The following is a 20,773-nucleotide window of genomic DNA, read 5'->3' as shown; positions in this document are numbered from 1 at the left end:
CCGTTCCACCCGGCCCCGCCTCCCCGCTCTCCGGGGGAGGCGGCGGCCCCACGTCAGAGGAGCTCAAGCTGTGAGCAGCAACAACGGTGACGTCCGGCTCTGGGGCGGCCGGTTCGCCGACGGTCCGGCCGAGGCCCTGGCCAAGCTGTCCGCCTCCGTCCACTTCGACTGGCGGCTGGCGCCGTACGACATCGCCGGATCCCGCGCCCATGCCCGGGTGCTCCACAAGGCGGGGCTGCTCACCCGTGACGAACTCACCCGGATGATCGCCGGACTCGACCAGCTGGAGACCGACGTCGCCGACGGCTCCTTCACCGGCACCATCGCCGACGAAGACGTTCATACGGCGCTGGAGCGCGGACTGCTGGAGCGCCTCGGCCCCGAGCTGGGCGGCAAGCTCCGGGCCGGCCGCTCCCGCAACGACCAGGTCGCAACCCTCTTCCGGATGTACCTCCGCGACCATGCCCGGATCATCGGGGGGCTGATCGCCGAACTCCAGGACGCGCTGGTGGGCCTGGCCGAGGCCCACCCCGAGGTCGCCATGCCCGGGCGTACCCACCTCCAGCACGCCCAGCCGGTGCTCTTCGCCCACCATGTCCTCGCCCATGTGCAGTCCCTCTCCCGGGACGCCGAGCGACTGCGGCAGTGGGACGAGCGGACCGCCGTATCGCCCTACGGCTCCGGCGCCCTGGCCGGCTCATCCCTCGGCCTCGACCCCGAAGCCGTCGCCGCCGACCTCGGCTTCGAGCGGGGCTCCGCCGGAAACTCCATCGACGGCACCGCCTCCCGCGACTTCGTGGCCGAGTTCGCCTTCATCACCGCGATGATCGGCGTCAATCTCTCCCGGATCGCCGAGGAGATCATCATCTGGAACACGAAGGAGTTCTCCTTCGTCACCCTCCACGACGCCTTCTCCACCGGCTCGTCGATCATGCCGCAGAAGAAGAACCCGGACATCGCCGAACTGGCCCGCGGCAAGTCCGGCCGGCTCATCGGCAACCTCACCGGACTGATGGCCACCCTGAAGGCGCTGCCCCTCGCCTACAACCGCGATCTCCAGGAGGACAAGGAGCCCGTCTTCGACTCCTGCGACACCCTGGAAGTACTGCTCCCGGCCTTCACGGGAATGATGGCGACCCTCACCGTCCACCGTGAGCGGATGGAAGAGCTGGCCCCCGCCGGATTCTCCCTGGCCACCGATATCGCGGAGTGGCTGGTGCGGCAGGGAGTGCCGTTCCGGGTCGCCCATGAGGTGGCGGGGGAGTGCGTCAAGGAGTGCGAGACGCAGGGCATCGAGCTGGACCAGCTCACCGATGCACAGTTCGCCAAGATCTCGGAGCACCTCACCCCGGACGTCCGGAGCGTGCTCCAGGTCTCCGGCGCTCTCGCCTCCCGCAACGGCCGGGGCGGCACCGCCCCCTCCGCGGTCGCCGTCCAGCTGGCCGAGGTCAAGGCAGACCTGCTGATCCAGCACGCCTGGACCGCCGCCAAGCAGTAGCCGCGCCAAGGAGCCCCACCGAGCAGCAGCCCAACCAAGTAGCTCCGGCATGCAGGAGCCGCGCCGAACAAGTAGCCCTGGACAGCCGGAGCGCTCCTCCAGGACCGGCTGCCACGGTCACTCACTGCCTACAGCGCCGCCGCCCACTCCTCCAACGCCTTGAAATCCGGCCCCGTCAGCCCGATTCGATGGTCGATACGGAGGAGCAGGGCGGCGGCCAGGTGTTTCTGCTCCACGAACTCCCGGTCCAGCTCGGTGATCTCGTCATCCACCCAGGCGAACGGCCGCCCCGCCGCATAGTCGAGGACGTACCGCGTCTTCCAGAAGGTGCCGCGCGGCGACCCGCCGTGCATCACCGGCCAGTCGATGTACGGCAGCTCCGGCAGCCCCAGCGGCGGAGCTATCCAACGGTTCGCCTCGCCCTTCCAGGTCGTCGCCCACACCAGCTCGAAGCGGTCCGCAAGCAGAAGCAGCTCGCCCCCGTGCCCCGGATTCAGCCAGACCCGCAGCGGCTTCTTCTCCCGCCAGCCCTCGGGCCGCATCCGATGGGTCGCATAGCCCGCAGGGCGCCGCTCCGGCTTCGCCCCGTACGGATTGAGCGGGCCGTCGACGTCGATCAACAGCAGCGGTTTCATCACCACATCCTTCCAAGAATCGCCCCCCTCGCGCGGGGCGTCGACATATCGAATGAGACATTCATGTCTCACATCGGCTAGTCTTGTCTCATGACTGTTGATCGTGAGCAGGTTCTGCGGGCTGCCGCCGCCCTTCTCTCCCGGAAGGGGAGCGCGACCATGGACGAGGTCGCCCGGGCGGCCGGGATCGGCCGGGCGACCCTGCACCGGCACTTCGCCGGGCGGGACACCCTGGTGCGGGCGCTGGAGGACTACGGACTGCGGGAGCTGGAGACGGCGATCGAAGCCGCGAAGCTCGACGAGGGCAGCGCGGCCGATGCGCTGCGGCGCCTGGTCGCGGAGTCCGAGCGCTGCGCCCATCTGCTCTCGTTCCTGATCACCGAGAACCAGCTCTTCGAGGGCGAGGACGTCCACGAGGGCTGGCAGCGGGCGGACCGGCGCATTGTGGCGCTGGTGCAGCGGGGCCAGGAAGAGGGGGTGTTCCGGATCGACCTCACGGCGGCCTGGATCACCGAGGCCCTCTTCGGGCTGGTCAGCTCGGCCGCCTGGGCCGTCCAGTCCGGCCGGATCGCCGCCCGCGACTATACGTTCATGATCACCGAGCTGCTGCTCGGTGGTGTCACCCGACGGAGTGTGGAGAAGTGACCGGTACCGTCCGCCTGACGAAGACGGAGGAGATCACCAAGGCCCCCGGCCGCTGGGTCGCCCTCGGCGTCCTGGTACTGGCCGTACTGCTGGTGGCGGTCGACGCCACCGTACTCGGTCTGGCCACACCGTATCTGAGTGAGGATCTGCAGCCCTCGGGTACCCAGCTCCTGTGGATCGGCGACGTCTACTCCTTCGTCATCGCCGGTCTGCTGATCACCATGGGCAGTCTGGGTGACCGGATCGGCCGGAAGAAGCTGCTGCTGACGGGTGCGGTCGCGTTCGGCGCGGTCTCCGTCCTCAACGCCTATGCCACCAGCCCCGAGATGATGATTCTCGCCCGGGCCCTGCTCGGTGTCGCCGGTGCGACCCTGATGCCGTCCACGCTGGCGCTGATCCGGAACCTCTTCCACGACGCCCGGGAGCGCAGCATTGCGGTCGGTATCTGGGGCGCCGCGGCCTCCGCCGGTGCCGCGGTCGGCCCGCTGGTCGGCGGTGTGCTGCTGGAGCACTTCTGGTGGGGCTCGGTCTTTCTGATCAACCTGCCGGTGATGGCGCTGCTGGTCCTCATCGGTGTGAAGCTCCTCCCGGAGTCGCGCAACCCCAACCCCGGCCCCTGGGACCCGATCAGCGTCGTCCTCTCCCTCGTGGGCATGATCGCCTCGGTGTACTCCATCAAGGAGCTGGCCGTGCACGGCTTCGGCGCCGGGGCGCTGCTGGCCGGGACCCTCGGAGCGACGGCCCTGGTGTGGTTCGTCCGCCGGCAGCTCACCCTGCCGTCGCCGCTGCTGGACGTCCGGCTCTTCCGCAACCGGGGCTTCTCCGGTGCCGTACTGGCGGATCTGCTGACCATCCTCGGCCTCTCCGGGCTGGTGTTCTTCCTGTCGCAGTTCCTCCAGCTGGTGCAGGGCAGGTCGCCACTGGAGGCCGGTCTGATCGAACTGCCCGCGGCGATCGGCGCCGTGGGAGCGGGTCTGCTGGCCGGTTTCGTGGCCCGCCGGTTCTCCGTCCGGGGCACCGTCGCCGGTGGTCTGGCGGCCGTCGGCGCCGCCCTCGCGGGCTGTACGGTGCTGAGCGCGAGCACCGGCGCCCCCGCGATCGGTGTCGCCCTGTTCATCGGTGGTCTCGGTGCCGGCTTCGCCTTCACCGTGACGGCGGACGTGATCCTGTCCAGCGTGCCCAAGGAGCAGGCCGGTGCCGCGTCCGCGGTGTCGGAGACCGCATACGAACTGGGTGCCGCCCTCGGTATCGCCGTACTGGGCTCGGTCGTCACCGGTGTCTACCGGGGCTTCACCGTGCCGGAGGGGGTGCCGGTGGAGGTCGCGGAGGGGGCCCGTGAGTCCCTGGGCGGGGCCGCGGAGGCCTCGGCGGTGCTGCCGCCCGAGCAGAGTGCGGAGTTGCTGTCCGCCGCCCGCGACGCCTTCGCCGACGGTTTCCACATGGCCGGCGCGGTCGGCTCGGCGGTGCTGTTCGCGACCGCCGTCGCGGCCTGGTTCCTGCTGCGGGGCCAGAAGCTGGAGGACGGCGTCGAGCACCCGTGACGCCGTAGCCTGCGAACGGACCGAACGGACCGAACGGGCCGCACAGACAGAGAGCCGGGCCGGAACCCCACGAGGTTCCGGCCCGGCTCTCTGCCGTGGTGCGTGCCCGGGGCGGTCAGGCGGCCTTCTTCGCCTTGGTGGCGTAGATGTCGACGTACTCCTGCCCGGAGAGCGCCATCACCTCGGCCATCACCGAGTCCGTGACGGCCCGCAGAACGTAGCGGTCCCGGCCCATGCCCTCGTACCGGGAGAACTCCATCGCCGCACCGAAGCGGACGGTCACCCGGCCGGGCCGGGGCAGCCCCGAACCGCCGGGCTGGAGCTTGTCGGTGCCGATGACGGCGAACGGCACCACGGGCGCACCCGTCATCAGGGTGAGCCGGGCGATCCCGGGGCGGCCCCGGTAGAGCCGGCCGTCGGGGGAGCGGGTGCCCTCGGGGTAGATGCCGAAGATCTTGCCCTGCTCCAGCAGCCGACGGCCGGTGTTGAGCGCGGCGACACCGCCGTTCGCCCCGTCCCGGTCCACGGGGACCATGCCGACACCGGTGAAGAACCAGGCCATCAGCCTGCCCTTGACGCCCTTTCCGGTCACGTACTCGTCCTTGCCGATGAAGTACACCGGCCGGGAGCAGACCAGCGGCAGCACCATCGAGTCGATGAAGGTGAGGTGGTTGCCCGCCAGGATGACCGGGCCGGTGCCGGGAATGTTCTCCGCGCCTTCCACGCGGGGCCGGAACATCAGGCGCAGGACCGGTCCGAGGACGGCCTTGATGAGCGACATGCGGGACAACGGGGGCCTCCGGCGGTGACCTTGGTTCGGTGTCGGATCGGGTGGCGGATCGGTCGGTACAGCAGGTGGTGCAGGTGCAGGTGCAGGTGCAGGTGCTGGTGCGGTGCTGGTCTGTCGGCGCGTGAACCACTGTGGTCCGCGCAGGTGAGGACCATACTCGCGGCTCTGCCCTCCCCGCACGTCGGGTTCACGGACTCGATACACACCGATACTCCGTGTTGACATGTGTTCGACCGCCGTTCGCCGGGGAGCCGCCACCCGTACCGCGGCACTCCCTAGCGTCGGGCCGTCGGACAGCGGGCCGGTATCCGCCGGAATCGGGCGGGAACCGGCGCCGGACACCGGACGACGGACACGGACCACGAGGGAGGAACCCCGATGACACAGGGCGCACAGGCACGGCCCGGACGGCGTACGGTGCTGGGGGCGGCGGCGCTCGGCGCGGCCGCCGCCGGAGCGGGCGGGGCGGCGGGCACGGCGCACGCGGCCGCGGACCGTCCGGCGCGACGGGGCCGCGGCGGGTACCGGGATCTCCCGTACCCCACGGTCATCGCCCACCGGGGCGCCAGCGGCTACCGCCCCGAGCACACCATCGGCGCCTATCAGCTCGCCCTCGACATGGGCGCACATGTGATCGAACAGGATCTGGTGCCCACCCGGGACGGCCATCTGGTCTGCCGTCACGAGAACGACATCACCGGCACCACCGATGTCGCCGACCACCCGGAGTTCGCCGCCCGCCGGACCACGAAGACGGTCGACGGCACGTCGATGACGGGCTGGTTCACCGAGGACTTCACCCTGGCGGAGCTGCGGACGCTGCGGGCGAAGGAGCGGATCCCGGGCGTCCGGCCGGACAACACCCTCTACGACGGACGGTGGACGGTGCCCACTTTCGAAGAGGTCCTGAAGTGGGCGGACCGTGAGGGGCGCAGGCGGGGCCGGCCGGTGTGGCTGCACGCCGAGACCAAACACCCCACCTACTTCCGGAAGCTCGGCCTCGGCCTGGAGGAGCCGCTGGCCCGGCTGCTGCGCCGGTACGGCCGGGACGGCCGCGACGCCCCCGTCTTCCTCCAGTCCTTCGAGCCCAGCAGCATGCAGCGGATGGCCCGGCTGGTGGACGCGCCGCGCGTGGTGCTGCTCTCCGGCGCCGGAACCCGGCCGTGGGACTTCACCGAGGCGGGCGATCCGCGGACCGTGGCCGATCTGATCACCCCGGCGGGGCTGAAGTGGATCGCCTCCTACGCCCAGGGCATCGGGCCCACGCTGGACCTCGTCATCCCCAAGGGCCCGGACGGCAGGCTCGGCACCCCCACCACCCTGGTGCGGGACGCCCACCGGCGGGGCCTGATCCTCCACCCGTACACCCTGCGCAACGAGAACACCTTCCTTCCGGCCGACTTCCGGCGCGACCGGGACACCACGACCCCGGGCACCGACCCCAACGGGTACGGGGACGTCTTCGGTGCCTACCGCCGCTACTTCGCGACGGGCATCGACGGCATCTTCACCGACCACCCCGACACGGGCCTGCTGGCCGCGGCCGACGCCGTACAGGACTGAAGAGTCAGGGAACCGGCTGCCGTCGGGGACCTGCACCCGTACGGGGGAGTGTTCCCTCGTACGGGTGAGGACGCCGCCACCGGGCAACTCCGCCGGGCGGCGGCACGTTCCGGCCGGTATGACACGTCCCGCAGACCGACCCCCGGGCGTACCGGCGGAGGAAGTGGTGGCCGCACTCGGCCCGCTGGTCGCCGCGGAGGCGACGGCCGAGGCCCCCGGCGCCGCGGCCGACGCCGGGGATCTGGAACAGGCCGTCTGGGTGAGGCTGTTCGAACGGCTCGGCCGGGCCGGTCCGCCGGGGGATCCGGCCCGCTGGGTACGGGCCGTGGTGCGGGCCGAGGTGCGGCGGGCCCGCCGCAGGACGGTCCGGGAGCGGCCGCTCACCGACGGTGCGCCGTACGGCTCCGGGGCTGCCGCGCAGGGGGAGAGCGCCGAGCACGCGGCCCTGCGGGCGGAGACGGGCCGTACGGTCCGGTCGGCGGTCGCCCGTACGCCGGGTGACTGCCCCCGGCTTCTTTCTGCGATGTTGTCGCCCCACGACCCTACATACCGTGAAATCGCAGGAGAGTTGAATATCTCACAGGGGAGTCTAGGGCCGATACGTTCCCGTTGCCTGGGATGTCTGCGCAGAATGCTCGCGGCAGAGGTTGCGGCTCCTGAACATCGGGGAAAGGAGCGTTAGACAATCGGTAGGGACAGGTGAGCGGGAGGCATGCGCGCATGGGCATGAGCGTGACCATCTCAGCGGCGACGGCGCAGGACGCGGAGCAGATCCTCAAGCTCCAATACCTCTGCTACCAGTCCGAGGCGGAGATCTACGGCGACTACGCCATCGAGCCGCTCACCCAGTCGCTGGGGGGTGTGCGGGCCGAGCTGGACCAGGGGCACGCGCTGGTCGCCCGGCTGGGCGACGAGGTGGTGGCCTCGGTGCGCGGCTGGATCGACGCGACCGGTACGGCGCAGATCGCGAAGCTCATCGTCCATCCGCGGATGCAGCGCCACGGCCTCGGCGGACGGCTGCTGGCGGCCATCGAGGCCCATTTCGCGGGGGCGCCCGCCGCGAAGAAGTTCCAGCTGTTCACCGGTCACCGCAGCGAGGGCAACCTCCGGCTCTACCGCAGCCACGGCTATGTGCCGGTGGCCCGCGAGGAGGTCGGCCCCCGGCTCACCCTGGTCACGCTGGAGAAGGAAGCGGCGGCGGGGACGTTCGTCACCAGCGCCTGAGCGGAGCGGGCGGGTCCGGCCCGGTGCCGGGCGCTACGGGGGAGCCCGCGTTCACGCCCGGGCGGCGGCCGTCTCCGTACGCGAGCGGCGCAGCCACAGCAGGCCGGTGACCGGCAGCAGTACGGGCAGGAAGACATAGCCCCAGCCGTAGCCGGACCAGACCGTGGAGTCCGGGAAGGCGGACGGGTCCACCAGGGTCCAGGTGCCGACGACCAGTACGCCCGCCAGCTCGACCGCACAGCACACCAGGCCGGCTTTGCGGGCGGTCTCCCCGCCGCGGACCAGGGTGTAGGTGATGAACACGTACACCGCCGCGGCGGCGGCCGACAGTCCGTGGGCGAGCGGGGCCCGGTCGAAGTCGGTGAGGATATGGAGTACGGAGCGCGATACGGCGCCCACCGACATCACTCCGTAGAGCCACACGAGCAGCAGCCCGGGGCCCTTGACGAGCCGGGAGTCCCGGGCGGCGGCCGTGGCCGTACCGGTTCCGCCTACGCTCCCCGGCCCGTCGGAGGTCCCGGTTCCGCCCCTGGCCTCCGGCCCGTCGGAGGTCCCGGTTCCGCCCCTGGCCTCCGGCCCGTCGGAAGTTCCGGTTCCGCTTCCGGTCAGGGCTCCGGTCTCCGGGTCGTTGCCGGTCCGTGCGCCGGTTCCGGTGGTGGTGGGCTCGGTCATCGTCAGCCTCCCCAGATGTCGTACAGCCGTACTTCGAGGACCGCGAGCAGGACCGCACCGGCGGCCACGGTCGCCGAACCCCAGCGCGTCCGCTCGGCCAGCGACAGCACCCCCGCGGACGGTACGGTCGCGAGCGCGCCGATCAGATAGGCGACGAAGATCGTGGTGCCCTGCGCGGGCTCGTCTCCCCCCGCCAGCCGGACGATGCCCACCACCAGCTGGACCAGCGCCAGCACCGTCACCACGGCCATGCCGATGAAGTGCCAGTCCTTGGTGGGCTGGTCGCGGTAGGCGGCGTAGCCGCACCAGGCGGCGAGGGCGAGTGCGGTGACGGAGATCGCGACCGTGAGGGCGTCGAGCATGGCCCCGAGCGTATTACGGCGTGCGGAGCCCGCCGCGGGCGGCCCCGGGGTCCTTCGCGGTGGCGCGGCGGCCCCGGGCCGGACGGTCCGATCGTGGCCTTGACCACAGCGCCCGTCCGCCCCGTACCGGCCGCACTCGGTCCCCTGCCGTGGGCAGCTCCGATGATTTCGCAGGTCAGAGCCGTGAGACGGGCGGCCGGAGCGGCTGCCTCGGCCATCTGATGGCCGAACCAAAGTGTCCGCTATTCGGACGCTCGGTTGCTCGCGGAAAGCGGTCTGCTTTACTTACCGCCATGACCACGACGAGCAACCGCACCCCTGCGACCGAGGCGAACACCACGCCCGGTGCTCGTTGTCTGTGTCGAATGTGCGCCTTCTGAGGGCCCCCGAACCGCACCTCGCGCCCCGAAGTGAGAGACCGCGCGGCCTGCGACGTCCTCTGAGAAGGACCGTGGCTGCCCCCCGAACCCCGTGACCGCTTCCGCAACGCCCCCGCCCCGGACCTCGTCGACGAGATCCCCGCGCGGTGGCCGCGGAGGACTGTGCGCGGCAGCGCCCCGAGCCGGTGTCTGCCCCGTACGGGAACGGCGGTTTCCGGCCGGTCCGACGGTATCGACGACGAAAGCCCCGTGCCCGGCGACGACCTTGCCGCGCACTCGACAGTGACGGACGAACCCAGTGATCACCACAACGGGCCTGACCAAGGTCTACCGCTCGCGAGGACGCGAGGTCACCGCCCTGGACGGCGTCGACCTCCATGTCAGGGAAGGCGAGGTGTACGGCGTCATCGGGCAGAGCGGCGCCGGCAAGTCCTCCCTGATCCGCTGCGTCAACCTGCTGGAGCGCCCCACCTCCGGCACCGTCACCGTGGACGGCGTCGAGCTCACCGCCCTCGCCGGGAAGGGCCCGCGCGCCGGTCGGGAACTGCGCGCGGCCCGCAGCCGGATCGGCATGGTCTTCCAGCACTTCAACCTGCTGTCGTCCCGCACCGTCCAGAGCAACGTCGAACTTCCGCTGGAGATCCTCGGGCTCTCGGGCCGCGAGCGGAGCCGCAAGGCCCTCGAACTCCTCGACCTGGTCGGTCTCGCCGACAAGGCGCGGTCCTACCCCAGCCAGCTGTCCGGCGGCCAGAAGCAGCGCGTCGGCATCGCCCGCGCCCTGGCCGGCGACCCCAAGGTGCTCCTGTCGGACGAGGCCACCAGTGCCCTCGACCCGGAGACCACCCGCTCCATCCTCCGGCTGCTGCGCGATCTGAACGAGCGGCTCGGCCTGACCGTACTGCTGATCACCCACGAGATGGACGTCGTGAAGTCGGTCTGCGACTCCGCCGCCCTGATGGAGCGCGGCCGGATCGTCGAATCGGGCACGGTCAGCGAGCTGCTCGCCACCCCGGGATCGCAGCTCGCCTCGGCCCTCTTCCCGGTCAGCGGAGCGGCGTCGGGCGACGACCGCACGGTCGTCGACGTCACCTTCCACGGTGACGCGGCGACCCAGCCGGTGATCTCGCAGCTCTCCCGGACCTACAACATCGACATCTCGATTCTCGGTGCCGCGATGGACACCGTCGGCGGCAAGCAGGTCGGCCGGATGCGGATCGAACTGCCCGGCCGGTTCGAGGAGAACGTCGTCCCCATCGGCTTCCTGCGCGAACAGGGACTCCAGATCGACGTGATCACCGGAACGGACCCCGCTTCCGCTTCCGCTCCCGGTTCCGGTTCCGGGTCGGACGCCTCGGACCCGGACCCCTCGGATCCTGATGCTTCCGCTCCGAACGCTTCCGCTCCGAACCTGGTGAAGGACGGTGCCCAGTGACCTGGTCCGAGATGCAGCCGCTGCTGGAGCAGGCGAGCTGGGACACGCTCTACATGGTCGGCTGGTCCGCCCTGATCGCGGTGGCCGTCGGACTGCCGCTGGGCATCGTCCTCGTCCTCACCGACAAGGGCGGTCTGCTCGCCAACACCGTCGCCAACAAGGTGATCGGCCAGATCGTCAACGTCACCCGTTCGATGCCGTTCATCATCCTGATGGTCGCCCTGCTGCCGTTCACCAAGGCGATCACCGGCACCACCATCGGCCGCGAGGGCGCGATCGTCCCCCTGGCCATCGGGGCGATCCCCTTCTTCGCCCGGCTGGTGGAGACCTCCGTACGGGAGGTCGACGGCGGTCTCGTCGAGGCCGTGCAGTCGATGGGCGGCAGCACCTGGACCGTGGTCCGCAAGGTCCTGGTCCCCGAATCCCTGCCGTCTCTGATCTCCGGCGCCACGACGACCGTCGTCGCCCTGATCGGCTACTCCGCCATGGCCGGCACGGTCGGCGCCGGCGGACTCGGTGACATCGCCATCCGCTACGGCTACCAGCGCTTCGAGACCGAGATGATGTGGATCACCGTCGCCGTGCTGGCCGCGGTCATCGCCGTCATCCAGTTCGCCGGGGACTACGCGGCCCGGGCCCTGCACCGGCGCGGCCGCGGCGGACCGGCCCCCCGGCTCAGGCTGCTGAAGGCCTCCCGGGCCGCGGACGCCATCGCCGTCGCGAACACCGCCGGAGCCCTCGAAGCGACGGGCGCGGCCGGTGCGACCCGGTCGCCGCAGCCCGTCAAGGCCGACTGACCCCCCCCCGAAACTTTCCCTCCCCGCGACCCGTCCGGGTCCGCACCACCGCACCACCCATGGAGAAAGGCACTTTTCGTGCGTAACACTGCCAAGATCACCACCGCTGTCCTCGCCGTCGGAGCACTGACCCTCGGGCTGACCGCCTGCGGCAACGACGACAACAAGACCGGGGCCGGGGCCGACCCGTCCAAGCCCCTGGTCGTCGCCGCCAGCTCCGTCCCGCACGCCGAGATCCTCGGCTTCGTCAAGGACGAGCTGGCCGCCAAGGAAGACCTCAAGCTGGAGGTCAAGGAGTTCGCCGACTACGTCACCCCCAACACCGCCACCCAGAGCGGTGAGGTCGGCGCCAACTACTTCCAGCACAAGCCCTACCTGGACGACTTCAACAAGAAGAACAAGACGACCATCGTGCCGGTCGTCACCGTCCACCTGGAGCCGCTGGGCCTGTACTCCAAGAAGGTCGACAAGCTCGCGGACCTCAAGGAGGGCGCCACCGTCGCCCTGCCCAACGACACCACCAACGAGGCCCGCGCCCTCCGCCTGCTGGAGCAGAACGGCCTCATCAAGCTGAAGCCGGGTACGGGCAACGAGGCCACGCCGAAGGACATCGCCGAGAACCCCAAGAAGCTCACCTTCAAGGAGCTGGAGGCCGCGGCCGTGCCGAGGGCCCTCGGGGACGTCGACGCCGCTGTGATCAACGGCAACTACGCGGTGCAGACCAAGCTCAGCCCGAAGAACGACTCCCTCGTCCTGGAGTCCGCCGAGAACAACCCGTACGGCAACTTCCTCGCGGTCAAGGAAGGCAGCGAGAAGGACCCGCGCGTGGTCAAGCTCGCCAAGCTGCTCACGACGCCCGAGGTGAAGAAGTTCATCGCGGACAAGTACGACGGCTCGGTCATCCCGGCCTTCTGATCCACCGGCCACCCACTCACCGGCCGGCTGACCGGTTGCCCGGTTCACCGGCTGACCGGCCGGTCCGCCGTCCGGCGCCACGCCCCGCACCCCCGCCCGGGGTGCGGGGCTCCGCCCGTTCCGCCCCCGCCCCCGCGGTGCCACCCGGTCGGCCCATGCTGCATGCTGGGCCTTTCGGCAGGCCACTGGTCGCCTGTTCCCCGCAGAGCATGGTTACGGAGCGGCGCATGACTACCACCTTTCCGGACGTGTCCATCAGTACGGAGCGACTGGTGCTGCGCCCCTTCGAGGAGGCCGACGTCCCGGCGTACACCGAGATGATGAACGACGAGACGGTGACCGCCTGGACACCCGTACCGCACCCCTTCACCCGGGCCGACGCCGAGCGGTGGATCCACGAGATAGCGCCCGCGCAGCGCACCACGGGCCGGGGGATCGTCTTCGCCGTCACCGAATTCCTCACCCAGCGGCTGGTGGGGACCGTACGGCTGAAGAACACCGACTGGCGGGTGCTCACCACCGAGGCGGCGTACGCCACCGCGCCCTGGGCCCGCGGCGAGGGCTACGCCACCGAATCCCTTCTCGCCGTCGCCAAGTGGCTCTTCCGCGACCGGAAGTTCGAGCGGCTCGAACTCCGCACCGCCGCCGACAACACCGCCTCGCAGCAGGTCGCCCAGAAGATCGGCGCCATCAGCGAAGGGGTGCTGCGCAACGCCTGGCTGGCCCGGATCCGGGCCGCCGACGGCACCTGGACCGACACCCGCACCGATCTGATCGTCTGGAGCCTGCTGCCGGAGGACCTCGACGGGGTCGCCGACGGATCGGCCGAGTCCGGATACGCCTACTCCGACTGGAGCTGAGGCTGACCGGTGCTGAGGCTGACCGGAGCTGAGGCCGGCACCGGTTCGGAGCGCACCGCGCGCGGACGGGACCGGTCCCGGTCGGTGCGCAGAGGCCGGTCCCGGTGGGCCTCGGTGGACTGCCGTACGCCCAACTGATTCAGTGTTCCAACTGGTTCAATGGGTACCTCCTCCCGAGCCGCCCCGGTCCACCTCCGTGTGCCCCTGCGGCCCCGGGAGACCCACCACCCCCACCTGCGACGAATCCAGGGAGACTGACGACCATGGCCGACCGCGTCACGGTGATCGGCTGGGACGGCTCACCCCTGACCGCCGCGGCCCGCTCCGCCCTCGCGGCCGCCACCCTGGTCGCCGGGGCGGCCCACCATCTCGCCCTCCCCGAAGTCCCCGGGAACGCCGAGCGCATCCGCCTCGGCAGCATCGGCCTCGCCGCCCGCCGGATCGCCGGACACCGCGGCAGCGCCGTCGTGCTCGCCGACGGCGACCCGGGCTTCTTCGGAGTCGTCCGCACCCTCCGCGCTCCCGAGCACGGCCTGGAGGTGGAGGTGGTGCCCGCGGTCTCCTCCGTCGCCGCCGCCTTCGCCCGGGCGGGGATGCCGTGGGACGACGCCCGGATCGTGGTCGCCCACCCCCGCACCCTGCGGCGGGCCGTCAACGTCTGCCGCGCCCACCCGAAGGTCGCCGTGCTCACCTCCCCGGGCGCGGGCCCCGCCGAACTGGCCCTGCTCCTGGACGGCATCCACCGCACCTTCGTGATCTGCGAGGAACTCGGCACCGAACGGGAACAGGTCACCGTCGTCACCTCCGACAAGGCCGCCGACCACGTCTGGCGCGATCCGAACGTGGTCGTGGTGGTGGGCGGGGCGGCCGGCGGGGCGGTCGCCGACAGCAGCTGGATCGCGGGCCGGGAGCCCGGTTTCCCGGCCGGGGTACGGGGCTGGGCGCCGGCGGACGGCGGCGACCTGAGCGAAGGCACCGGCGCTTCCCTGCGCGCTCTCCAACTCGCCCGGCTCGGCCCCCGGGAGGGCGATCTGGTCTGGGACGTCGGTTCCGGCGGCGGGCTGCTCGCCGTGGAGGCGGCCCGATTCGGAGCCGCGGTCATCGCCGTCGACGCCGACCCGGCCGCCTGCGCCCGCACCGAGGCCGCGGCCCGCCGCGCCGGAATCCGGATGCAGACCGTGAACGGCCGGGCCCCGCAGGTGCTGGAGCAGCTGCCCGAACCCGATGTCGTCCGGATCGGCGGCGGCGGCGTGGAGACCGTCACCGCCTGCGCCGACCGGCGCCCCGAGCGGATCGTCACCCACGCCGGAACCCGCGACGAGGCCGAGGCCCTCTGCACCGCCCTGGCGGCCGGTGGCTATGCCGTGGAGTGCGTGTTCGTCCAGTCGGTCGATCTCGACCCGAAGACCTGGTCGGAGCGGGAACGCGCCGTGGTTTTCCTGGTCTCGGGACGGCTGCCCGAGCGTGCCCCGTGACCATGGTTGTCGGTGGCGCGAGGTAGGCTGACCGACCGTCGTACCGCACCGGACGTGCCGTCGCTTCCTTCGGCATGGTCCGGGAAAACCGGAAAACGAGTGTCGTATTGGCTCCGGTATGTGGTACGCCGTAACCGGGGGACGCGCAGCGTGGCGCAGCCCACAGCGGGCCGTGGCGGATACCACTGCCGGGTCCGCGAACGGCCGCGAGAATGCTGGTAGTCCGTCGTGCCGGGTGGCGCATGCGCTCGTTCTCGTCATGAGACCGGCGGGCGCACCGCGAGCGGCCGTCCGGGCGGATGGACGAAGGATCACAGAGCGATGGGGCGAGGGGTACGCATGACCGACACCGGCCAGATCCCGGGCGAGGGGCTGCCGGGGAACGCAGGCGTGGTGGAGCAGCAGCCGGGCGTTCCCGCCCCTGATGCCTACACCCTCGTGGACCCCTCCGGCCGGCCGGCCGCCGGTCCGGCGGAGCCCGCACGGCCCGCGGCGCACCCGGCCGGAGACGATCTGCTGCTGATGCCGGGCGCCCAGGGTGCCTGGAGCGACCCCCAGGGGACCCTGGGCGGCCAGTATCCGTCGCCCGTGCAGACCCTGGGCGCGGCACCGGTGGCCCAGGCAGCTCCCGTCGCGGCCCCGGCTTCCGTACCGGCTCCGGTTGCCGTCGGGGCAACGCCCCCGCAGGGAGTGCCCGTGGCGCAGCCCGCCGCCCCTGCGGCCCCTGTCGACCCCGGCCATATGTACGAGGCCGTTCCGGCCCCCGCACCGCATCCGGCTGTGCCTGTGGCGGCGGCCGGGGCGCCCGCACCGGCGCAGAGCCCGCCGGCCGCGGGTCCCGAGTTCACCGGGCCGGGCTTGGCCGCGCCCACGGATCTGGGCTCCCCGGAGCAGCCGGGTGCCGCCGATCCCGTGGTGATGCCCCCGGCCGGTGCGGTTGCCGCGCCGGCGCAGACGGCCCCCACGGATCTCGGAAGCCCGGAGTCCGCTGATGCCGTGCAGGCCGACCAGACGGCGCCCGTCATACAGCCGGGCGGGCAGACTCCCGCCGCCGGGGTGCCCGTCGACGAGGGCAGCGCTGCTCAGGCTCCCGCGCCGGAAGTTCCCGACCAGGTCCGGGTGCCGGCACAGGCCGGGGCACCGGAGGACCAGCAGCCTTCGGAGGCTCCGGTTCCGGCCGCCGCCGTGCCCATGGCCGCGGACGGCCCGGCCGTAACCGACCCGGCGGAACCGTCCGTTCCGGCCCCTGCTTTCGCGGCCGGGTCCGCGACCCCGACTCCGCCGCCCGCGCGCCGCCCCCTGCACATGGGGCCGCCCCTGCCCGACAACACCGGTGGTGTGGTCCGTTCCCTGGCCGATCGCGGGCCCGCCGGAGTCGCTCCGCACCCGCTGACCGTGCAGCCCGATTCCGGACCGCCGACGCTCGGCCCCGAGTATCTGGACGTGCCCGGCGAGGACGAGGCGCCGGTGCTGCCCGGGCCGCAGCTCGCCGAGATCCCTCCGCAGGCCGGAGCCCCCTGGGACGCCGTGCCGCAGCAGGGCGAGGCCACCCCTGCCCCGGCCGCAGAAACGGTCGTCCCGCAGCCGGCTCCGGAAGAGCCCGCGGTACCCCCGGCGGCAGAGATGCCCTTGGCAGTCGAGCCGGCCGAGACGGCCGAGGCGGCCGGGACTGCCGGGACTGCCGGGGCGGACGAGGCCTCCGAGCAGCCGGTGGCGCCCGAGCAGGCCGTGGCGCCCGATGCCGCTGATACCGCAGAGGTGCCCGCGCAGGTCGCGGCTCCTGAGCAGGTCGAGGGCACCGGCGATGCGCTGACGCCGGAACAGGCTGCCGCGCCCGAGGCGGCCGTGGCACCCGAGCAGCCGGTGGCCCCTGAGGCGGTTGCGGCGCCCGAAGGGGACGCGACGCCCGAGCAGCCGGTGGCGCCGGAGCAGGCCGTGGCCTCCGAGCAGGCCGTGGCGCCCGATGCCGCTGATGCCGCAGAGGTGCCCGTGCAGGCCGCGGCTCCTGAGCAGCCCGAGCCCGACGAGGCCGCCGCTCCCGTGGCCGTTGCCGAGCCGTCGGCCGAAGGCGCCGTCGCCGTGGAGCCCGTTGCGGGGGAGCAGCAGACGCCCGGATCCGTCGAGGCGCCCGGCTCCGCTCCCGTACCTCCGCAGGCCGCGCCCGAGCAGGCGGAGACCCCCGCCCCCGAGGCACAGGCCCCCCAGGCACAGGCCGCCGAAGCGCAGCCGCCCGCCCCGGAGCAGGCTGCCGATGGCCCGGCCCCGGCCACCGCCCCCGAGCCCGAGCAGACGCCGCAGGAGGCCCCCGCGGCCGAAGCAGCACCGGCTCCGGCCGACGCGACCGCGGAGCCCCCGGCCGAATCCGCGCCGGAGGCGCCCGAAGGGGTAGCCGCGTCCGGTGCAGAAGCCGCCACCGAAGCCCCGGCCGCTCCTGCGTCCGAGCCCGTGCCCGGAGCCGAGGTTCCCGCCGAGGCCCCTGCCGAGCCCGCAGGCCTGCCCGCGCCCGCGTACGACGACGCCGAGCGCGAAGCCGTCCTGAAGGTGATGCGCGAACGCCGCGACATCCGCAACGGCTTCCGCAGCGACCCCATCCCGCACGACGTACTGCTGCGCGTTCTGGAGGCCGCCCACACCGCCCCCAGCGTCGGCCACTCCCAGCCCTGGGACTTCGTCGTCATCCGCTCCGCCGAGACGCGCACCACCATGCACGAACTCGCCCAGCGCCAGCGCGACGCCTACGCCGAGTCCCTTCCCAAGGGCCGCGCCAAGCAGTTCAAGGAACTCAAAATCGAGGCCATCCTCGACACCCCGGTGAACATCGTGGTGACCGCCGACCCGACGCGCGGCGGCCGCCACACCCTCGGCCGGCACACTCAGCCGCAGATGGCCCCGTACTCCTCCGCGCTCGCCGTCGAGAACCTCTGGCTCGCCGCCCGCGCCGAGGGGCTCGGCGTCGGCTGGGTCAGCTTCTTCGACGAGCGCGAGATGGTCCGTACCCTCGGCCTGCCGGAACACCTGGAGGTCGTGGCCTACCTCTGCGTCGGCTACGTCGACGAGTTCCCCGAGGAGCCCGAGCTGGCGCAGGCGGGCTGGTCCAAGCGCCGCCCCCTGTCCTGGGTCGTCCACGAGGAGACGTACGGCCGCCGGGCGCTGCCCGGCGAGGAGCCGCACGACCTCCTCCAGGAGACGGTCGCCGCGATCCGCCCGCTGGATGCCAAGGCGCTCGGCGAGGCCTGGGAGCGCCAGAAGCGGATGACCAAGCCCGCGGGCGCCCTCGGCATGCTGGAGATCATCTCCGCCCAGCTCAGCGGATTGTCCCGGGTCTGCCCGCCGCCGATCCCGGAGCCCGCCGCCGTCGCGATCTTCGCGGGTGACCACGGCGTCCACGCCCAGGGCGTGACGGCCTGGCCCCAGGAGGTCACCGGCCAGATGGTCGCCAACTTCCTCGGCGGGGGAGCGGTCTGCAACGCCTTCGCCAACCAGGTCGGGGCCGAGGTCTGCGTCATCGACGTCGGCGTCGCGACGGAGCTGCCCGCGCAGCCCGGTCTGGTGCCCCGCAAGGTCCGCCCCGGCACGGCCGACTTCACCACCGGCCCCGCCCTCACCCGCGAGGAGGTCCTCGCGGCCGTCGAGGTCGGCGTCGAGACCGCCCGCGATCTGGTGGCCGCAGGCAACAAGGCCCTGCTCACCGGCGAGATGGGCATCGCCAACACCACCGTCTCCGCGGCGCTGATCAGCGTCTACACCGATACCGACCCGGCGGAGATCACCGGCCGCGGCACCGGTATCAACGACGAGATGCACGCCCGCAAGGTCGACGTCGTCCGGCGCGGACTCGAACTGCACGCGCCCGACCCGGAGGACCCGATCGGGGTCCTGGCCGCGATCGGCGGCCTGGAGCACGCCGCGCTGGTCGGCCTGATCCTGGGCGGTGCGTCCCTGCGTATCCCCGTCGTCCTCGACGGAGTCTCCGCGGGTGCCGCGGCCCTCGTCGCCCGGGCGATCGCCCCCGAGGCCATCGCCGCGTGCATCGCCGGTCACCGCGGCGCCGAGCCCGGCCATGTCGCCGCCCTCAACAAGCTCGGTCTGCGGCCCCTGATCGACCTCGACCTCCGGCTCGGCGAGGGCACCGGCGCGCTGCTGGCCCTGCCCGTCGTCCAGAGCGCGGCCCGGGCCATGCACGAGGTGGCGACGTTCGACTCGGCGGGAGTCACCGAGAAGTAGCGGCCCCGGGCGGCCGGAGCCGGGACACCCCGGCCCGGCCGCCCGGAGCGACCCGCAGCCGTTCCGCCGCGCGGGCGGCTCCCGGCCGACCGGTGCACGGTTTCCGGCCGCCCCCGGCCCGGTCCCGATCCGGATCGACGGGCCCATGCCCCGTATCCCCGGGTTCCCCGGGCGGTGAGCGGGTCCCGGCCCGGGGCCGCACTGCACGGCGGAGGCGCGGCAACCGTGCCGCCGCCCTCCGTCTGCCCCCGCTCCCGGCGCCCGCGGCGACCGGTCGCGGCGCCCCGCCCCGGTGACCTGCCGCGATGTGTGACCTTCGGCGTACCGCTGAGGAATCGCCGCATCGTAAAGTGGGCCCGGAACCGCCCGAAGTGGGCCTGGAACCGCCCACCGGCGCCGCCTCAGTGCCGATGCGGTCCGGACGCCCCCGCCCGCCCCGTCATCCGCAGTGCCCGAGGGAGTCGTACCCACATGTCCGAGCAGCCGCCCGCGCACCAGCACCCCGCCTACCCCGTGGGCCTGCGCCTCACCGGCCGCCGCGTCGTGGTCCTCGGCGGCGGCCAGGTCGCCCAGCGGCGACTGCCCTGGCTGATCGCCGCCGGAGCGGACATCACGCTCGTCTCTCCCTCGGCCACCCCCTCCGTCGAGGCCATGGTCACCGCCGGCGAACTGCGCTGGGAGCGGCGCCGCTACCGCGAGGGCGACCTCGAAGGCGCCTGGTACGTCGTTGTCGCCTCCTCCGACGCCGAGGCCAACGACCGCGCCTCCGCCGAGGCCGAGCGCCTCCGCGTCTGGTGCGTACGCTCCGACGACGCCGACGCCGCCACCGCTCTGACCCCGGCCACCGGCCGCTCCGCGGGCGTCACGGTCGCCGTACTGACCACCGACGTCCACTGCCGCGACCCCCGCCGCTCCGCCGCCGTCCGCGACGCCGTCGTCGAAGGGCTGCGGGACGGCACCATCTCCGCCGGGCGGCACCGTACGAGAACCCCGGGCGTCGCCCTCGTCGGCGGCGGCCCCGGCGACCCCGACCTGATCACCGTGAAGGGCCGGCGGCTGCTCGCCGAGGCGGACGTCGTCATCGCCGACCGGCTCGGCCCGCGCGATCTGCTCGACGAACTGCCCCCGCACGTCGAGGTGATCGACGCGGCGAAGATCCCGTACGGCAGGTTCATGGCCCAGGAGGCCATCAACCAGGCCCTGATCGAACACGCCAAGGCCGGCAAGGCGGTCGTACGGCTCAAGGGCGGCGACCCCTTCGTCTTCGGCCGCGGCATGGAAGAGGCCGAGGCGCTGGCGGCTGAAGGCATCGCCTGCACGGTCGTCCCCGGCATCTCCAGCTCCATCAGCGTCCCCGGCGCGGCCGGGATCCCGGTCACCCACCGCGGGGTCGCCCATGAGTTCACCGTGGTCAGCGGGCACGTCGCCCCCGACGACGAGCGGTCCCTGGTCGACTGGGCGGCCCTCGCCCGGCTCCGCGGCACCCTGGTGATCCTGATGGGCGTCGACAAGATCGGCGCGATCGCCCGGACCCTGATGGACCACGGCCGGGACGGCGCCACACCCGTCGCCCTCGTCCAGGAAGGCACCACCGCCGCCCAGCGCCGCGTCGACGCCACCCTGTCGACCGTCGCCGGGACCGTCGCCGCCGAAGACGTCCGGCCGCCCGCCGTGATCGTCGTCGGTGAGGTCGTCGCCGTCGGCGGCCACCCGGCCGCGACCCCGCCGGTTAACCTTCAGTAACCCGACCCCTGTCCAGG

The 20,773-nt window shown here is 72.5% G+C and carries 17 protein-coding genes; 13 read left to right on the top strand and 4 right to left on the bottom strand.

What is annotated here, in order from left to right:
• The first annotated feature begins 70 nt into the window (after positions 1–70).
• Positions 71–1,498 (top strand): argininosuccinate lyase, encoded by a 1,428-nt coding sequence (gene argH / locus B7R87_RS04495; protein WP_006350269.1) that lies wholly within the window; start codon positions 71–73, stop codon positions 1,496–1,498.
• 128 nt (positions 1,499–1,626) lie between these two features.
• Here argH and B7R87_RS04490 read toward each other — a convergent pair whose 3' ends face one another.
• Positions 1,627–2,133 (bottom strand): HAD domain-containing protein, encoded by a 507-nt coding sequence (locus tag B7R87_RS04490; RefSeq protein ID WP_006350270.1) that lies wholly within the window; start codon positions 2,131–2,133, stop codon positions 1,627–1,629.
• 90 nt (positions 2,134–2,223) lie between these two features.
• Here B7R87_RS04490 and B7R87_RS04485 point away from each other — a divergent pair, with 90 nt between their 5' ends.
• A complete protein-coding gene (locus tag B7R87_RS04485; RefSeq protein ID WP_040916805.1) occupies positions 2,224–2,778 on the top strand; it encodes a TetR/AcrR family transcriptional regulator in 555 nt (184 codons plus the stop codon).
• A complete protein-coding gene (locus B7R87_RS04480; RefSeq protein ID WP_006350272.1) occupies positions 2,775–4,319 on the top strand; it encodes an MFS transporter in 1,545 nt (514 codons plus the stop codon). Before B7R87_RS04485 ends, B7R87_RS04480 begins: the two co-directional genes overlap by 4 nt.
• Positions 4,320–4,434: 115 nt before the next feature.
• On the opposite strand, the gene B7R87_RS04475 is transcribed toward B7R87_RS04480, so the two are convergent.
• On the bottom strand, positions 4,435–5,100 hold the full coding sequence (locus B7R87_RS04475) for a lysophospholipid acyltransferase family protein (protein ID WP_006350273.1): 666 nt from the start codon (positions 5,098–5,100) through the stop codon (positions 4,435–4,437).
• Positions 5,101–5,487: 387 nt separating this feature from the next.
• On the opposite strand from B7R87_RS04475, the gene B7R87_RS04470 reads away from it, so the two are divergent.
• From B7R87_RS04470 to B7R87_RS04465, 3 genes are all read left to right on the top strand, one after another.
• Complete coding sequence (locus B7R87_RS04470; protein WP_130585306.1) at positions 5,488–6,672, top strand: glycerophosphodiester phosphodiesterase; 1,185 nt, start codon at positions 5,488–5,490, stop codon at positions 6,670–6,672.
• Positions 6,673–6,790: 118 nt separating this feature from the next.
• On the top strand, positions 6,791–7,354 hold the full coding sequence (locus tag B7R87_RS33420) for a sigma-70 RNA polymerase sigma factor region 4 domain-containing protein (protein WP_130585305.1): 564 nt from the start codon (positions 6,791–6,793) through the stop codon (positions 7,352–7,354).
• Positions 7,355–7,392: 38 nt separating this feature from the next.
• Entirely contained in the window at positions 7,393–7,896 is a 504-nt protein-coding gene (locus B7R87_RS04465; RefSeq protein ID WP_006350274.1) for a GNAT family N-acetyltransferase, read from the top strand.
• Between the two features lie 51 nt (positions 7,897–7,947).
• Here B7R87_RS04465 and B7R87_RS04460 read toward each other — a convergent pair whose 3' ends face one another.
• Positions 7,948–8,328, bottom strand: a complete 381-nt coding sequence (locus B7R87_RS04460; protein WP_045853150.1) for a hypothetical protein — start codon at positions 8,326–8,328, stop codon at positions 7,948–7,950.
• A gap of 242 nt (positions 8,329–8,570) precedes the next feature.
• Positions 8,571–8,930, bottom strand: a complete 360-nt coding sequence (locus B7R87_RS04455; protein ID WP_006350276.1) for a hypothetical protein — start codon at positions 8,928–8,930, stop codon at positions 8,571–8,573.
• Between the two features lie 678 nt (positions 8,931–9,608).
• Here B7R87_RS04455 and B7R87_RS04450 point away from each other — a divergent pair.
• From B7R87_RS04450 to cobA, 7 genes are all read left to right on the top strand, one after another.
• Positions 9,609–10,742, top strand: coding sequence for a methionine ABC transporter ATP-binding protein (locus B7R87_RS04450; RefSeq protein WP_006350278.1), 1,134 nt, complete (start codon positions 9,609–9,611; stop codon positions 10,740–10,742).
• Positions 10,739–11,539, top strand: coding sequence for a methionine ABC transporter permease (locus tag B7R87_RS04445; RefSeq protein WP_006350279.1), 801 nt, complete (start codon positions 10,739–10,741; stop codon positions 11,537–11,539). Before B7R87_RS04450 ends, B7R87_RS04445 begins: the two co-directional genes overlap by 4 nt.
• Positions 11,540–11,617: 78 nt before the next feature.
• Entirely contained in the window at positions 11,618–12,454 is an 837-nt protein-coding gene (locus tag B7R87_RS04440; RefSeq protein ID WP_006350280.1) for a MetQ/NlpA family ABC transporter substrate-binding protein, read from the top strand.
• Between the two features lie 227 nt (positions 12,455–12,681).
• Positions 12,682–13,314 carry a GNAT family N-acetyltransferase gene (locus B7R87_RS04435; protein ID WP_006350281.1) on the top strand — a complete coding sequence of 211 codons (633 nt, stop codon included), beginning with the start codon at positions 12,682–12,684 and terminating at the stop codon, positions 13,312–13,314.
• 263 nt (positions 13,315–13,577) lie between these two features.
• Positions 13,578–14,789 (top strand): precorrin-6y C5,15-methyltransferase (decarboxylating) subunit CbiE, encoded by a 1,212-nt coding sequence (cbiE, locus tag B7R87_RS04430; protein ID WP_006350282.1) that lies wholly within the window; start codon positions 13,578–13,580, stop codon positions 14,787–14,789.
• 339 nt (positions 14,790–15,128) lie between these two features.
• Positions 15,129–19,013 carry a nicotinate-nucleotide--dimethylbenzimidazole phosphoribosyltransferase gene (gene cobT, locus B7R87_RS04425; protein ID WP_187144584.1) on the top strand — a complete coding sequence of 1,295 codons (3,885 nt, stop codon included), beginning with the start codon at positions 15,129–15,131 and terminating at the stop codon, positions 19,011–19,013.
• A gap of 471 nt (positions 19,014–19,484) precedes the next feature.
• Positions 19,485–20,756, top strand: a complete 1,272-nt coding sequence (cobA, locus tag B7R87_RS04420; protein ID WP_006350285.1) for a uroporphyrinogen-III C-methyltransferase — start codon at positions 19,485–19,487, stop codon at positions 20,754–20,756.
• Positions 20,757–20,773 lie beyond the last annotated feature (17 nt).

It is taken from the genome of Streptomyces tsukubensis (assembly GCF_003932715.1).
In the GTDB taxonomy this organism is placed as follows: Bacteria; Actinomycetota; Actinomycetes; order Streptomycetales; family Streptomycetaceae; genus Streptomyces; species Streptomyces tsukubensis.
This window is presented reverse-complemented; position numbering and strand designations above follow the sequence as displayed.